14 protein-coding genes and 1 pseudogene are annotated in these 13,995 nt (G+C 47.4%); all 15 read right to left on the reverse strand.

Annotated elements, in window-relative coordinates; all coding sequences use genetic code 11:
- Positions 1–21: 21 nt before the first annotated feature.
- The 15 genes and pseudogenes from IEW11_RS09140 to IEW11_RS09210 all read right to left on the reverse strand — a co-directional run bounded on the left by IEW11_RS09140 (position 22) and on the right by IEW11_RS09210 (position 13,631).
- The gene (locus IEW11_RS09140) at positions 22–621 is read right to left on the reverse strand and encodes a response regulator transcription factor (RefSeq protein WP_188530758.1); all 600 of its coding nucleotides are present in this window, start codon (positions 619–621) and stop codon (positions 22–24) included.
- Positions 618–1,754 carry a sensor histidine kinase gene (locus IEW11_RS09145; RefSeq protein ID WP_188530759.1) on the reverse strand — a complete coding sequence of 379 codons (1,137 nt, stop codon included), beginning with the start codon at positions 1,752–1,754 and terminating at the stop codon, positions 618–620. Before IEW11_RS09145 ends, IEW11_RS09140 begins: the two co-directional genes overlap by 4 nt.
- A gap of 54 nt (positions 1,755–1,808) precedes the next feature.
- A complete protein-coding gene (desA, locus tag IEW11_RS09150; protein WP_188530760.1) occupies positions 1,809–2,879 on the reverse strand; it encodes a Delta(5) desaturase DesA in 1,071 nt (356 codons plus the stop codon).
- A 178-nt stretch (positions 2,880–3,057) separates the two neighbouring features.
- Positions 3,058–3,237, reverse strand: coding sequence for a DUF3934 family protein (locus tag IEW11_RS09155; RefSeq protein ID WP_188530761.1), 180 nt, complete (start codon positions 3,235–3,237; stop codon positions 3,058–3,060).
- Positions 3,234–3,686, reverse strand: coding sequence for a HEAT repeat domain-containing protein (locus IEW11_RS09160; RefSeq protein WP_188530762.1), 453 nt, complete (start codon positions 3,684–3,686; stop codon positions 3,234–3,236). Before IEW11_RS09160 ends, IEW11_RS09155 begins: the two co-directional genes overlap by 4 nt.
- A gap of 27 nt (positions 3,687–3,713) precedes the next feature.
- Positions 3,714–4,979 carry a DEAD/DEAH box helicase gene (locus IEW11_RS09165; RefSeq protein ID WP_188530763.1) on the reverse strand — a complete coding sequence of 422 codons (1,266 nt, stop codon included), beginning with the start codon at positions 4,977–4,979 and terminating at the stop codon, positions 3,714–3,716.
- Between the two features lie 205 nt (positions 4,980–5,184).
- Entirely contained in the window at positions 5,185–5,607 is a 423-nt protein-coding gene (locus tag IEW11_RS09170) for a DUF1801 domain-containing protein (protein ID WP_188530907.1), read from the reverse strand.
- A gap of 408 nt (positions 5,608–6,015) precedes the next feature.
- Positions 6,016–6,138, reverse strand: a pseudogene (locus IEW11_RS09175) (GntR family transcriptional regulator); the annotation flags it as partial.
- A 22-nt stretch (positions 6,139–6,160) separates the two neighbouring features.
- On the reverse strand, positions 6,161–6,904 hold the full coding sequence (locus tag IEW11_RS09180; RefSeq protein ID WP_188530764.1) for a sulfite exporter TauE/SafE family protein: 744 nt from the start codon (positions 6,902–6,904) through the stop codon (positions 6,161–6,163).
- Between the two features lie 180 nt (positions 6,905–7,084).
- Positions 7,085–7,813, reverse strand: a complete 729-nt coding sequence (gene nagB / locus IEW11_RS09185; RefSeq protein WP_188530765.1) for a glucosamine-6-phosphate deaminase — start codon at positions 7,811–7,813, stop codon at positions 7,085–7,087.
- Between the two features lie 94 nt (positions 7,814–7,907).
- Positions 7,908–8,783, reverse strand: a complete 876-nt coding sequence (locus tag IEW11_RS09190) for a sugar phosphate isomerase/epimerase family protein (RefSeq protein ID WP_188530766.1) — start codon at positions 8,781–8,783, stop codon at positions 7,908–7,910.
- A 24-nt stretch (positions 8,784–8,807) separates the two neighbouring features.
- On the reverse strand, positions 8,808–9,866 hold the full coding sequence (locus tag IEW11_RS09195; RefSeq protein ID WP_188530767.1) for a Gfo/Idh/MocA family protein: 1,059 nt from the start codon (positions 9,864–9,866) through the stop codon (positions 8,808–8,810).
- Positions 9,867–9,980: 114 nt separating this feature from the next.
- The gene (locus IEW11_RS09200) at positions 9,981–11,042 is read right to left on the reverse strand and encodes a sugar ABC transporter substrate-binding protein (RefSeq protein ID WP_188530768.1); all 1,062 of its coding nucleotides are present in this window, start codon (positions 11,040–11,042) and stop codon (positions 9,981–9,983) included.
- A 55-nt stretch (positions 11,043–11,097) separates the two neighbouring features.
- Positions 11,098–12,144 carry an ABC transporter permease gene (locus IEW11_RS09205; protein ID WP_188530769.1) on the reverse strand — a complete coding sequence of 349 codons (1,047 nt, stop codon included), beginning with the start codon at positions 12,142–12,144 and terminating at the stop codon, positions 11,098–11,100.
- On the reverse strand, positions 12,141–13,631 hold the full coding sequence (locus IEW11_RS09210; protein WP_188530770.1) for a sugar ABC transporter ATP-binding protein: 1,491 nt from the start codon (positions 13,629–13,631) through the stop codon (positions 12,141–12,143). Before IEW11_RS09210 ends, IEW11_RS09205 begins: the two co-directional genes overlap by 4 nt.
- Positions 13,632–13,995: the final 364 nt, after the last annotated feature.

Below are 13,995 nucleotides of genomic sequence, written 5' to 3' on the forward strand. Positions count from 1 at the left end.
TCGTAAGGGGATTTGTACTATTTACTTGAACCAGCCCTTCTCTTTAAATCGGGTAATGGCTTCCACCCGGTTGCTGACGCCGAGCTTATCGAGGATAACGGAGATATAGTTGCGGACGGTTCCATTCGTAAGGTACAGCTCGCTTGCGATATCCTTCGTATTCTTACCGTCGGCAATAAGGAGCAATACTTCCTTCTCCCGTTCGGTCAGCGGATTCTCATTCCCATAAGCGTCATCGACCAGCTCGGTTGCATAGATGCGACGGCCGGTCATGATGCTTCGAATCGAGTCCGCCAGCTCCTCGCTGGGACTGTCTTTCAACAGATAGCCGCTTGCGCCTGACTTGATCGCCCGCTCAAAATACCCGGCTCTGGCAAACGTGGTCAGGATCATCACCTTGCAGCCCGAACCTTTCAACTCCTCGGCCGCCTCGAGCCCGCTCATCCTTGGCATTTCGATGTCCATGATGCAAATATCCGGCTTGTGAAGGTGAACCAGCCGCACGGCATCCTCGCCGTTGCTTGCTTTACCGACGACCTTCATATCTTCTTCCAGGTCGAGCAGGGAAGCTAGAGCGCCAAGCAGCATACGTTGGTCCTCGGCGATCACGATGCGAATCATGTTACCACCTCCTTTTCCGGCTGCTTGAACACGATCGGCACTCTCAAAACGATCATCGTCCCGGCATCCGACACAATCTCCATCACACCGTTTACAAATTCAAGCCGTTCTTTCATTCCGCGAAGTCCGTTTCCTTTAAAATACATGGATTCGCCGGCGATGCCGACCCCATTGTCTTTCACCTTGATAACGAACTCGGTCGGCGAAGGCTCGATGGCGATCAAACATGTTGTGGCGCTGCTGTGTTTCACAATATTCGTCACAGCTTCCTTCAAGCACATGCTGAGCACGTTCTCGGTCATCAGGGAGATGTCGGCCATTCTGGGGTCGCCCTCCAGGAAGAGATCGATTTCGGCAGCCTTCAAAATCTGTGTAACCCGAAACAACTCATCCTCTAACCGGGTACCGCGCATTTCTGTAACCAAATCCCGTACTTCCTTCAATGCCGTTCTTGCCGTTTGGCGTACGTCATTGATTTCAGCCTGCGCCCTGTCTGGGTCTTTGCTTATTAACTTGCCCGCCAAATCGCTCTTCAAACCGATTAACGACAGCTTCTGACCGAGGGTATCATGGAGATCGCGGGCGATTCGTTGACGTTCCTCCAGCTTGACCAGCTCGGAAATTCTCCTGTTCGCATCTTCCAGCTGCCCCTGAAGCTTATCTCTCTTGTTCCGATTATAAGTGGTGACGGGAAGCAGGATAACGCCAATCAGACTGACCAGGACAAACGGCAGCTGGGTAATGAAAATAGGGTTTTGAGTCACGAAGCCAAAGTTGATCGTCACGATTGTGGTCAGAAGATGGACGGCGTAAAGCGTAACAAACCCGATCCAATTCTGGATATTTCCAATAAAAAAGGCCAAGAACAGAGCGAAATATACATACCCGAACAGCATGGTCATTGTGATCGAAATGAGAATTTGGACGCTGGTCCAGAAATAGACCAGCCATCCTTTTGAAATAAAAGAAAGTACGTAGCAAGCAAAGAACACCAGAATCAAAATGATGCCGATTACTACTTCGTACGTAGAGGAAGAACGGAATATGAAATAAAAAGGGAGGATGTAAAAGACGACCCATATATAAGGGCTAAGTCCAGTGTTCTTATGAAAAATATGATGCCACTTCTGCATGGTCACTCACCTTTATTCTATACCTACTGCGTTTATTATACCAAAGTTATGCTTCTAGCTGGCTTGACCCGAGGTTTTCAATTGGCCTGCCACCGTATCGGCTTTATTATTCGCACTCAAAGCTGCCTTCTTGGTCATGAGCTTCAGCTCCTTGAAGCTGATGAACGTTTTGCCGTGCTCATCCCACAGACGGAAACCGAGCGACTTCAGACTGTGACGGATAGTAATTGTCGTAGCCTTCTGGAGCGGAACTGATGAATTATGCGCCTTCTCCAAATTATAATTCGGCACTTTCGGGCTCAGGTGGTGTACATGGTGAAAGCCGATATTTCCGGTAATCCATTGCAAGAGCAGGGGCAGCTTGTAATAAGAACTTCCATCGACGGCCGCTTTCACATAACTCCACTCGTCTTCATTCTCAAAGTAGGAATCCTCGAACTGATGCTGTACATAAAACAGCCAAATTCCAAGACTGCCGGATATGAGGAAGATCGGCCCTTGGATTAACAGAAACGCCTGCCATCCGATTGCCCACACCATCAATGCGTACAAGCCAACAATCAGGGCATTGGTCACGTAATTACCCATCCGTTCCTTTCGCTTCGCGCCTTTACGGTTGAAACGGTATTGAATGAGAAAAACACCGATCGGCCCGATTCCGAACATCACAACCGGGTTCCGATAAATCCGGTAAGCTATGCGGCGCCATAATGGAGAAGCGGTATATTCCTCAACCGTCAGAATCCACATATCGCCGATGCCTCGTTTATCGAGGTTGCCGCTCGTGGAATGATGGATCGAATGCGTATTCTTCCATTGTTGATACGGAACGAGGGTAAGGACACCCAGAATGGTGCCGAGTATATCATTAGCCCTGCGGCTCTTGAAGAACGATTGGTGACAGCAGTCATGAAACAGGATAAAGGTCCTGATCATAAACCCCGAAGCAACGATCACAAACGGAAGAGTAAGCCAGTATGAAACCGAGAGGCTTAGGTATGCGGCATACCACAGCGCCAGTAATGGCACCAATGTGTTGATTAATTGTCTGATACTTGCTTTCGTATCGGTTTTCTCAAACGGGGCAACATGTTTTTTCAGATGGGAGATATTACTCTGGTCCATTGTGATGCTTCCTCCTCGATATGACGCGCGCAGCGTTTTTGCAGCCTGCGGCCCTAGTCTATCCTAAGTATAGATGACTCGGCCGCTATGCAATAGTTATAAACGTCACTTGGGGATATGACATATGTCATATAGACGAATGGGAAATGACCCTTTTATTTACAGTTCTAAGCAGTCGTTACTTTTCGGACTTGTCTGCTTTGCCAGCAGCCGACACTGTACCATCCGCTTTTTTAGTGCCTTTGCTTTTATATGGTTTTGGGGCGTTCTTTGCTCTGTTGGCGCTGGCTTGCCAGCGGTTCCAGCCTTTTTTATCCGTTCCTCTGCCTGTCCCGCCCTTGCCTTTCGCTTTACTCATGGCCTCACCTTGTCCGTTAACGCCGCCCATTTGGTTTCAAGCCACTGATCAAAGTCGGCTCCCTTTTCACCTTCGTACGTATCATACACATCGCTTCTCATCTTTTTTAACTTCTCTTTGAACTCATCATACGTATGTCCGGCTGGCAAGCTTTTCTTAATTCTTAGCAGGATTTTCGTTATACCTTTAAACAATTCGCCCTTTTCCTTTGGCGGTAAGCTCACATCTTCCCCAAATGCGCTCAGCTTACGGTAAGCGGCCTCCTGAATTTTATATACGGGATCGCTTGTCATAAGACGCGTTAGTACATCAATCGTTTGTTTGTGATTCCAATTTCCCAGCTCTTCTACTGCAGCCAGACGTTCTCTCCAATCGGATGTTCGATTGGCAGATTTTTTTAACTCCTCATAGTTTGGAGGCAACTCATTCTTTATTTCGTGATTAGTCAAATGTTCCAATCTCCTTTCTTCTTTATGTTATCTGCTTATTTTTTTCTTTTTAAACCACTCGGACCTGGGCTTGGGCTTCGGGTTTGCCTTGGGTTTAGCAGGCTTCAGGACTGCGGCTGCCGATGATGCTGCCGTATTTAAAGGCTGAGTAGTGCCTAACATCGGATAGGGATGGTCTTTCACTTCGGGAATGGTCTTTCCGATCAATTTCTCAATATCCTTGAGATACGGAATTTCTTCCACTTCGCAAAAGGAGATTGCAATCCCGCTCAATCCTGCTCTGCCTGTACGGCCAATTCGGTGAACGTAGGTTTCTGGAATATTAGGGAGGTTGAAGTTGATCACATGAGAAAGCTCATCGATATCAATTCCTCTTGCTGCGATATCCGTCGCTACCAACACTCGCGTTACACCGCTCTTAAAATTGCTCAGTGCGTTCTGGCGGGCATTTTGAGATTTATTGCCGTGAATGGCCTGAGCGGAAATCTTCACTTTAGTCAGCTCGCGCACAACGCGGTCAGCGCCATGCTTGGTCCGGGTAAACACCAGTGCCGAAGCAATGGATTTATCTTGTAAAAGGTCATTTAACTGATTTTGCTTGTTTGCCTTATCTACCAAATAAACAGACTGCTTTATCCGATCGACCGTAGAAGACACCGGCGTGATTTCCACTTTCACTGGATTGACCAACAGCGATTTGACCAATTTGGATATTTCGGGCGGCATCGTTGCCGAAAAGAAGAGCGTTTGTTTTTTGCTCGGCATTTTTGTGATGATTCTCTTCACATCGTGAATAAAGCCCATATCCAGCATCCTGTCGGCTTCATCAAGCACTAATATGTTGACATATTGTAAATCAATACATTGTTGATTGATGAGATCGATGAGTCTGCCCGGAGTAGCAATCACAATATCCGCACCTTGATTTAGCGACCGCTCCTGCACTTTTTGTGAAACGCCGCCAACGATAGCCGTACAACGCAACGTGGTGTATTGACTATACGACTTAATGTTATCCGCGATCTGAATAGCAAGCTCTCTTGTCGGCGTCAAAATCAATGAGCGAATGCGGCGCTGTGTATGGGGTTTAACTTGCTCTTCACTTAATCGTTGGATAATCGGTAAAGCAAATGCGGCCGTCTTCCCTGTTCCAGTCTGAGCGCAGCCGAATAAATCTTTGCCGGCTAACACAGCTGGAATCGCCTGTTCCTGGATCGGTGTCGGCGCAGTATAGTTTTCTTTCTGTAAAGCTTTTAAAATCGCGGGTGTAATATTCAAGTCATTAAATGTCATTTTGTCTCCTTATCTATAAGCGCATATATTCTTCAATCACGTAACTTCCAACATCTCTTGCAGCGTCTCCACAAACCTGCCTTTAAGTCATAACATATAAGGATAACACAAATGAGCACAAAAAAAGAAGCGGGATTTCACCCACTCCGTTATTGTATTCGCCAAAATGCCCACTTATCAGAGCCAGGTGCAGACTAAAATCGGCTTATTGATTCGGATAGGCTTCTTTCAAAAAGCTTACAGATTGATTAATCAACGCTTTTAAAACATCAATATTAATATCTGCCACTTTATTGATGTACACGCACGCTTTTCCTGTCGTATGTTTTCCAAAGTCCTTTAATAATTCTTCTCGTTTGGTGTCGCCCGTCGCAAAATACAAGCTGATTTTTGCTTTTCGAGGCGAGAATCCAACTAATGGAGCATCACCTTCGTGACCAGATTCATATTTGTAATGATAGGTCCCAAATCCAATAATACTCGGTCCCCACATCTTCGCCGGATAACCCGTCGCCTCCGTAAAAATATCTAATAATTTATAGGCGTCTTCACGCTTTTTAGGACTTTCAACATTTTCGATAAATTCAAAGACACTGCGATCGGTTTCTTTTGTCTTTAATTCATACATCATAGAATCCTCTCCTTATCTTACGTCTATGACACCAAGGGGGGGTTAATTAACTATATAACTTAAGTTTCTCTATTAAAAGTCTTTTTCCTTCCACAATGAAACAAGGGGCGGCAATCCAACTTCGGCTGCAGCCCCCTGAATTAATTGATGAATAGGAATGCCGATCTTCCAGCTCCATTCTACAATGAAGGCTTCACAATCATCAGAATGAACAGGAGGGCGCCTAAAGCGCTTGCTGCATACGTTTCTCCCTACAAGAAAGTACGATTTTGATGTGATTGACGAAAGAATAAACCTGACATAAACCGATACATGAAGGTCAGCAAGCCGACATAAGACGGAAACTTGATGATGCTCCGGTTTTTCTCGACTCCCTGCAGGACAAGCCGGGCAGCATCATCCGCAAAATGTACCATCGCCTTGCTTAGTCTCGAGAAGTCCGACTTGAACAAGCGCTCTTACGGCTTCACTTAACGTATTACGGCTTACCCCAAAAAGATCCATTAAATCGGATTCCTTAAGAATACGAGTTGCTCTTGAAGTTCGCCGGTCAATGGAGGATCAAAAAGATAGCCCCCACGACTGCACACATAAGAATAATCGTCTGGAAAAGCTTCTTCGGAATAAGCGGCAGCACTTTAAAGCCGATAAACGCTCCAACAGCCACGACCGGCACCATCCAGGCGTTCAGCACAAGCGACTGCGGCGTGATCAGTCCCAGGTTAACGGTGAAAGGGACCTTGATCATATTCACGATAAAGAAGAAAAATGCGTTCGTGCCGACGAAAGCCGTTTTTTGCATGCCCTTGGACAACAAGTAGAGCGACATGATGCTTCCGGCCGCGTTGCCGATCATTGTCGTGAAGCCGGCAAGCACACCGAGCGAGCCGTTCATGGTACGGGACTTGGCAAAGGAGAAATTCATCACTTTCTCCACCCGATTCTGGCTTAGAAAAAGAATGATAAGCAGCAGCACCAGCGATCCGATCAGCACGGAAAGCGTCTCATTATCGATTAAATCCAGTAAGCCAAACCCAAGCAGAATACCGAGCAGAACCCAGGGCAGCAGCACAATGATGTATCTCCAGACAACCGCTTTGCGGTAATAAATGATCGCAATAATGTCGCCTGTGATGAGAATGGGAGTCAGGATGCCGACGGATTCGCGTGCAGGAAATACGTTGGCCATTAATGCGACAACAAAAATCCCTAAGGTAGGGACGCCGGTTTTCGAAAACCCGATCAGTACCGAGCAAATGATAAGCATTGCCCATTGTAATGCCGAAATATCCATATACTTCTTATTACCTCCCTGCAGCGCCGATCGTTATTTCCGGAACATCCATACAGATTCTGTGCACATGCATTTCTCCGCGTTTAATAATGCGGCCCTGTCATCTGTCGATCGCGATCAACATCATTGTACCATATGCCGGGAACCCCAATCTTAATCATTTCGTTTATCTTTAACTACCTATCCAATCAATTTCCCGGCCCCTTCATCCAGCAGAACGATTACATCGGGATGCAGCTGCAGAAGCGAAGCCGGGCATTCGGTAGTAATTGGACCGGTTAACGCACGGTGAACGATTTCAGCCTTTTTCTCGCCACGGGCGATAAATAGGATCTTCTTTGCCTTCATGATCGCCCCCACGCCCATTGTAATCGCCTGCTCCGGCACCTCTTCCAATGAATGAAAGAAACTAGAATTTACCCGGCGGGTTTCTTCACTCAGGATGACTGCATGCGTGCCGTAAGAGAGCCTGAAATTCGGTTCATTAAAACCGATATGTCCGTTCAGTCCGATGCCGAGAATTTGCAGATCCAATTGCCTCACGTTGCCAAGCAAAGCGTCATAACGATTACATTCCAAAATCACGTCTTCCGCCTCTCCATCCGGAATGTGGATTTGCTCCTCCGGTAGATCGATGTGCTGAAACAGATGCTGATGCATGAAGGCATAGAAGCTGCGGGGATCTTTCTTACCTACCCCTCTATACTCATCCAAGTTGTATGTATTTACTTTCTTAAAGCTTATATGCCCTTTCCGGTACGCTTTGACCAGCTCTTCATATACACCAACAGGAGTTTGTCCGGTAGCCAGACCCAAGCTGGCGCCCGGCACGCTTCTGAGCAAGCTGATCACTATGCCTGCACCAGCCTCGTCCAATTCGCGGTCTGTTTTGAAGGTATAGATTTGCATTTAACAGTCCCCCTGTCATTCATTCGTTGAAAGATCAAGTCTCTTATAATAGACAACCGCTCCCTGCAGGAGGAAGCGGTTGTCGAAGAAACGATTATTTAACGGAAACATTTCTCCAGCTTGCAAGACGGCCTTGGGTGCCTTCAACGATTGGACGCAAGTATTCGATCGCTTGGCGGGTAATGCCGTCCGGGTTGCGGTCACGACGCGGGAATCCGATTTCCATGGACAGCCACCCGTCATACCCGATCAAAGCGAGTTCATCGATCGCAGGTCTGAAATCTGTATGAACACCAGGCGCATCGCGGTTAATATCGGAGATATGAACATAGATCAGGTTCTCTCCCGCTTCATTAAATTGCTCTCTGACATCGTCGCCTCTATAGAATACATGGATCGTATCCAGCATAACGCCGGCAACGTCTGAGCCTACACCTGCGTCTTTCATCAATTTGAGGGAATCGCCTGCATGCTCGATGACATCCGATACTTCGGAGGTCGGTTCCACGGCCAGCTTAACGCCAAGCGGACGGGCAACCTCCGCACATTTGTGCAGCGCTTCAACCGCATAATCCCATGCTTCCTGGCGAGGTTGCTTGTAACGCTTCCAACCCGGCAGCCAAATGACATTCTCGCATTCCAGATCATGCGCCAATTGCAGACATTCCGAAATATATTGAAAGTTCGCGTCCCGCTCTTCTTTTTCAGGCGAAGCCGGATTGTAGCCTGGACCACCACCTAATGCAGGACACAGAGCGGATACTTCCATGCCACGGCTCTTTACATGCTTCAAAATTTCTTTACGGCGGGCAGTACTCGTATGAGCCGGGAATCCGTGCGGAGCAGCAGCTCCGATTTCAATGCCGTCATAACCGATTTCAGCAAGCGTATCAACCGTGTCCTCCAGTGAGCGGGAAGGCAGCCAACCAAATGCAGAACCATACAACCAGCTGTTAAATGAAATTTTCATCGATAATTCCTCCTTATAATCGCTTTATAATTTAATATGATTGTTGTAAAATGCATTAAAATCAATCCGTTCTCCGCCTTGTTTCGTCGACTCGACTGCAGCCAATACTAATCCCAGACTGCGGAGATTGTCTTTGCCGTGGGTTTCCGGGAGCCGGTCCGCTTGAACGGCCGTCACAAACTCCTTCACTGTTCCCAGTCGCTCCTCTTCCTCCACCGTTTCAAGTGAAACTTCAAGAATATCATCCGAAATTTCTAATGTTCTAGGTCGAAATACGGTTTCTCCGATAACATTGCCATGCGGGTACAGAAGCACACGGTTCTCATCCCACAGAATTGAAGCATGCGTTCCGTGAATTTCCCACGCACCGTCCCATGTCGTGTGCGGACGGCGGGACACCCAGGAGCCTGTGTACGAAATCATCGTTCCATCATTGGTTTCAAACTCGACAAAGGCAGAGGCATTGCCGTTAAACCACGTCCAGCTTGGATTGTAGCTGCGGGCGCGAACCCAGTCAGGCTCCACTCCGAAGATACCGCGAATGTAATCAAAGTGATGGATCGCCATATCCACAATTAAAGGTTCTTCCATTTCAGCGCGGAAGCCCGAAAAAGGAGGGGCTTTTCTGAATCGTCCATAAATGGTTTCAATTTTCCCGACTGCACCTTCTTCAATTAAGCGTTTAACCGTACGTGGCCCTCTCCGGAACCGGAAGCTTTGAGTGATCATGACATATCGTCCGACTTCTTCTGCTTTCTCCACGATTTTATTCGAAGAGGAAAGCGTCGGAGCAAACGGTTTTTCAATCATACAGTGAAGACCTGCCTCCAGCGCTTCAATCGCAACCGCTTCATGAGCTTGCGGCGGTACTACGACAAGTGCGGCATCCGCCTCGACGTTTTTCAAAGCGTCGCTTAAAGAAGTGAATCTCCGATTTTGGGGCACGCCAACCGATTCACCGACTGCGTTCAATGTCTTCTCATCAAAATCAACAAGCGCGACAAGCTCGGTCCATGGAGAATTGGCGATGACACCAGCCCATCCGCCGCCCCAGAATCCAAGGCCTATTTGAATTACCCTCATGCCGTTTCTTTCTCCTTTCTTAGCGTGGTTGGAAGATTAAATATATAGAATCGATTAGGGACATTAGGGATATATGATCAGAGCAATCTCCCTAATCGATTGCTACCCGTATCCTTAATTGGATTGCTGAGCCATGATGTTGCCCCATAGTTCAGGATCATCGACATTGTTAATATCAATAATGGATGGAGGAATCATCGTATCGCGTTCGAATTCCGTTTCCCCTTGGAAATATTTAACTACCCTTTCCATTCCCATTTCACCCATCAATTTTGCGTCCTGATTCAGCGAGGCATCTTGGATTCCTTCACGTATGCGCTCCAATCCGGTAGGCGTGCCGTCCACGCCGACCATCACAATGTGCCCTTCTTCACCGACTTTTTTATCTCTGCCCAAGTTCTGCAATGCGGAGACTACACCGCGCAGCATTTCATCATTCGCGGAAAAGGTAGCTACGATATCGTTATAAGCGGTAAATGCATCAAGCGTATTGGAGAACGCTTTGTCGGCAATCCATTCGTTATTTAATGTCACGACTTTAAAATTCGGATATTTCTTCATCTGCTCATTGAAGCCCTCGCTTCTGAGGTCAGCTCCGGTTCCGCCGACCAGACCGCGTTGTTCAAGTACGGTTCCGCCCGCTTCGCCTACCTTCTCTGCGATATAGTCCGCCGCCATAGCACCGGCTGCGTAATTATCATAACCAACCCAAGTCAAGTAATCTCCGCCGAGAATTTTGGATTCTACGCCAAATACCGGGATATTCTGACTCGTAGCCGAATCGATTGAAGGAACAATCAGAGCGCCATCAACAGAGCTCAGCAATATCGCATCCGGTTTCGTGGCAATGATGCTCTGCATTTGCTCCGCTTGTTTATTTGGATCAACGTTCGCATCAAAGACCTTCACTTCCATCCCGGCGGCTTCGGCAACCGCTTTCGCCGAGTCATTCAGCATGACCATGAATTCAAATCCTAATCCCATCAAAGGAAAGGCCACTGTCTTCCCTTCAGGTGATTGCTCACCGGAAGCTCCTCCTTCGTTCGTACCTGGTGTATTTTCTTGCTGAGGGGTTTGCGGCTGATTGCTTGGTGAATTGTTGTTCGATCCACAACCTGCCAGTACAACGGCGGCCATCAACATCAGGACTGCTAAATTGCTCATTGCTTTTTTCATTTTGTTTCTTCCCCTTTCAAATTGTGTGTCTTAAAAAAATGGTTAACACCATCTATTAAGCCCCTTGCTTGTTTACCGTTTGCTTGTCGGAAAGAACGGAATTGGTTGTAGATCGTTTGGTTAATCGGGTCATGCTTCTCGTATCCTTGCGCTGACGATAAATATCAAGTCCGGCAGCAAGAGCGATAACAAGACCGGTGAATACTTTGTCATAATTAGGCGGGATGGCGAGCAATACGATTGCGTTGGAAGCCATTGTCAGTAAAATAACGCCCAGGAGCGTGCCGACCACATTCCCTTGACCGCCGAATAAGCTCGTACCGCCGATGACGGCTGCCGCGATAACGGTAAGCTCCATGCCTACGCCGATAATCGGGCTTCCCGATTGCAGGCGGACGGTCATCATTAGACCGCCAATGACGGCAGAGAGCGAAGAGATGACAAAAGCGATAATAATGATCCGGTTAGCAGGAATACCTGCGAGACGGGCGGCTGTTTTATTGCCGCCAACAGCATAGATCATTCTTCCGAAGCTGGTCTTGGCAAGTACAAAGTAACTGATTACCGCGATGATAATCGCGAACGGGATAAATACCGGAAGCTTGCCGCCAAACATCTGTGCGTTTGCGATCGCCCGGAAAAACTCCGGCACAGGGATGATATTTTTGCCTCCCGAGTACACGTAAGCCAGACCGCTTGCCAAGCTTAAACTTGCTAAGGTAACGATTAACGGCGGCATGTTTAGTTTCGTTACCGCCAGTCCATGCGCGACACCGAATGCGACGCCAACGAGTAGAGTCAGAACAATGCTCAGTCCGACCGGAAGACCGCCGATCACTACCAGTCCTACGGAAAGAACGGAGGATAATGCGATCATCGAGCCTACGGACAAATCGATTCCTCCGACAAGGATGACAAAGGTTTGGCCGATGGCCACCACAGCTAGTATGGTTGATGAGTATAAAATATTAATCAGATTGGTCGAAGTTAAGAAGGAATCAGACGCAAAACTCATAATGACTCCCAGAACGACGATGGCGACTAATAAACCTTGAACTTGAATTCGCCGGAATGCTTGCATTGTGGACCGTAAAATGTTCATTGGGTGATAACCTCCTCTGTTGTTGCATATCGGATTACTCTCTCCGGCGAAAGCTCTGACCGGTTAAGTTGCGATGTTATCCTTCCTTCCCTCATGACCAGCACGCGGTCACTGAGCAGAAGCACTTCGGGCATCTCGGAAGTCACGAGCAGAACCGCAACCCCTGATTCGGCCAGTTGGCCGATCAGCCGGTGTATTTCCGCCTTAGCGCCCACATCGACGCCTTTGGTCGGTTCGTCCAGAATAAGTAATTTCGGTTTGCGGGCCAGCCATCGGCCAATGATCACTTTTTGCTGATTCCCGCCCGACAGGCTCATGATATTAGACTCAAAAGATGCCGCTTTCACTTTCATTGCTTCGCTCTGTTCTTTGGAAATAAGGATTTCTCGGTCCTTGCGTATCAGACCGCCCGGCGCAACCAGATCGAGAAGGCTAAGTGTAAAATTCTCCCGTACGGTCAACAGCCCTACCAAGCCTTGGCCCTTTCGATCCTCTGGAATAAATCCGATTCCGGCTTTCACGGCAGTGGAAGGAGAATTACGCCGGATTGTCTTACCTTCGATGAGAACCTCGCCGGAGTCGTATTTGTCGGCTCCAAAGATACATCGCACAAGCTCCGTCCTCCCTGCGCCTACCAGACCTGCAAGCGTCAGTATCTCTCCCTCCCGCAGACTGAATGAAATGTTCTCTAGGACGCCTGTCTTGTTCAGGTTGCGAACCGCGAGTATTTCTTTGCCGGGTTTCCTTTCAACCGGCGGCACTTCAGGAACATCCGTATTAACCATCATGCGAACGAGCTGGTTTTCATCGATGTCTTTAATGAATTCTCTTCCCACATATCGACCGTCCCGAAATACGGTCACGCGATCGCATATTTCAAAAATTTCTTCAAGCCAATGCGAGACGAATATGATGCCGATCCCTTGTTTCTTAAGTTCCCGCATGACCTTAAACAACCGTTCCACTTCTCTGGGCGACAACGAAGTTGTCGGTTCATCCATAATCAGCACACGCGCATCTTCGGATAATGCTCTTGCGATTTCAATTAACTGCCCTTCCGCCGGCGTTAACTGATGTCCGAGCAAATTCAGATCCAGTCCGGGCACCACACGAGAAACGGCTTCTTTCGCCTTCCTCCTGCTTTCTTCCACCGATACGACGCCAAAACGTCCGGGCCATCTGCCTAACATCACATTATCGATCACACTCATATGCGGAACCAAATTATGCTCTTGGTGGATCGTTGCAATGCCGGCGGCATGAGATGCAGCCGGGCTGTTGGTGCGCATGCTGTTACCGTTAATCAGAATCTCGCCGCTGTCGGGAGCGTGATATCCGGATATGATCTTGATGAGCGTTGATTTGCCCGCTCCATTCGCGCCAAGCAGCGCATGAACCTCGCCGGCTTCCAACTCAAAATGGACACCTTCCAGAGCGACTGCCCCAAAGAAACGCTTATGTACGTCGATTGCCTGCAATAAAGTCATCTCGCCACCTCCATGTTGACGCTTTCAAGATGAGTTCACTTCGATTACCTAACAAGCCATTTGACATTTAAACAGCAATTATTATCAATTCATATCAATATACACACTTAATTCAAAAAAATTAAATATCATATACTAAATTTTAATATTTTTTATTATAAATTACTATTTTATTCAATCAATATTTTATTCCCTAGAGATTTTATTTGTTTATAAAAACTCTACAATCACATTAAAATCAACTAAACTACCTTAATCAGCAAGGAAATCGCCTATTTGTTTACCATACAACCACTCCCGCCCACATAACATATCAATTATTATCTTATTGTACTTTTTATTGTTGTTTTTTATTATAAATTTT

It is taken from the genome of Paenibacillus abyssi, assembly GCF_014640295.1.
GTDB lineage: Bacteria > Bacillota > Bacilli > Paenibacillales > Paenibacillaceae > Paenibacillus_D > Paenibacillus_D abyssi.

Bases quoted from the DNA above. Each gene is read 5' to 3' on its own strand.
- IEW11_RS09140 (WP_188530758.1), bottom strand. From the start codon at position 621: ATGATTCGCATCGTGATCGCCGAGGACCAACGTATGCTGCTTGGCGCT.
- IEW11_RS09145 (WP_188530759.1), bottom strand. From the start codon at position 1,754: ATGCAGAAGTGGCATCATATTTTTCATAAGAACACTGGACTTAGCCCT.
- desA (WP_188530760.1), bottom strand. From the start codon at position 2,879: ATGGACCAGAGTAATATCTCCCATCTGAAAAAACATGTTGCCCCGTTT.
- IEW11_RS09155 (WP_188530761.1), bottom strand. From the start codon at position 3,237: ATGAGTAAAGCGAAAGGCAAGGGCGGGACAGGCAGAGGAACGGATAAA.
- IEW11_RS09165 (WP_188530763.1), bottom strand. From the start codon at position 4,979: ATGACATTTAATGACTTGAATATTACACCCGCGATTTTAAAAGCTTTA.
- IEW11_RS09170 (WP_188530907.1), bottom strand. From the start codon at position 5,607: ATGTATGAATTAAAGACAAAAGAAACCGATCGCAGTGTCTTTGAATTT.
- IEW11_RS09180 (WP_188530764.1), bottom strand. From the start codon at position 6,904: ATGGATATTTCGGCATTACAATGGGCAATGCTTATCATTTGCTCGGTA.
- nagB (WP_188530765.1), bottom strand. From the start codon at position 7,813: ATGCAAATCTATACCTTCAAAACAGACCGCGAATTGGACGAGGCTGGT.
- IEW11_RS09190 (WP_188530766.1), bottom strand. From the start codon at position 8,783: ATGAAAATTTCATTTAACAGCTGGTTGTATGGTTCTGCATTTGGTTGG.
- IEW11_RS09195 (WP_188530767.1), bottom strand. From the start codon at position 9,866: ATGAGGGTAATTCAAATAGGCCTTGGATTCTGGGGCGGCGGATGGGCT.
- IEW11_RS09200 (WP_188530768.1), bottom strand. From the start codon at position 11,042: ATGAAAAAAGCAATGAGCAATTTAGCAGTCCTGATGTTGATGGCCGCC.
- IEW11_RS09205 (WP_188530769.1), bottom strand. From the start codon at position 12,144: ATGAACATTTTACGGTCCACAATGCAAGCATTCCGGCGAATTCAAGTT.
- IEW11_RS09210 (WP_188530770.1), bottom strand. From the start codon at position 13,631: ATGACTTTATTGCAGGCAATCGACGTACATAAGCGTTTCTTTGGGGCA.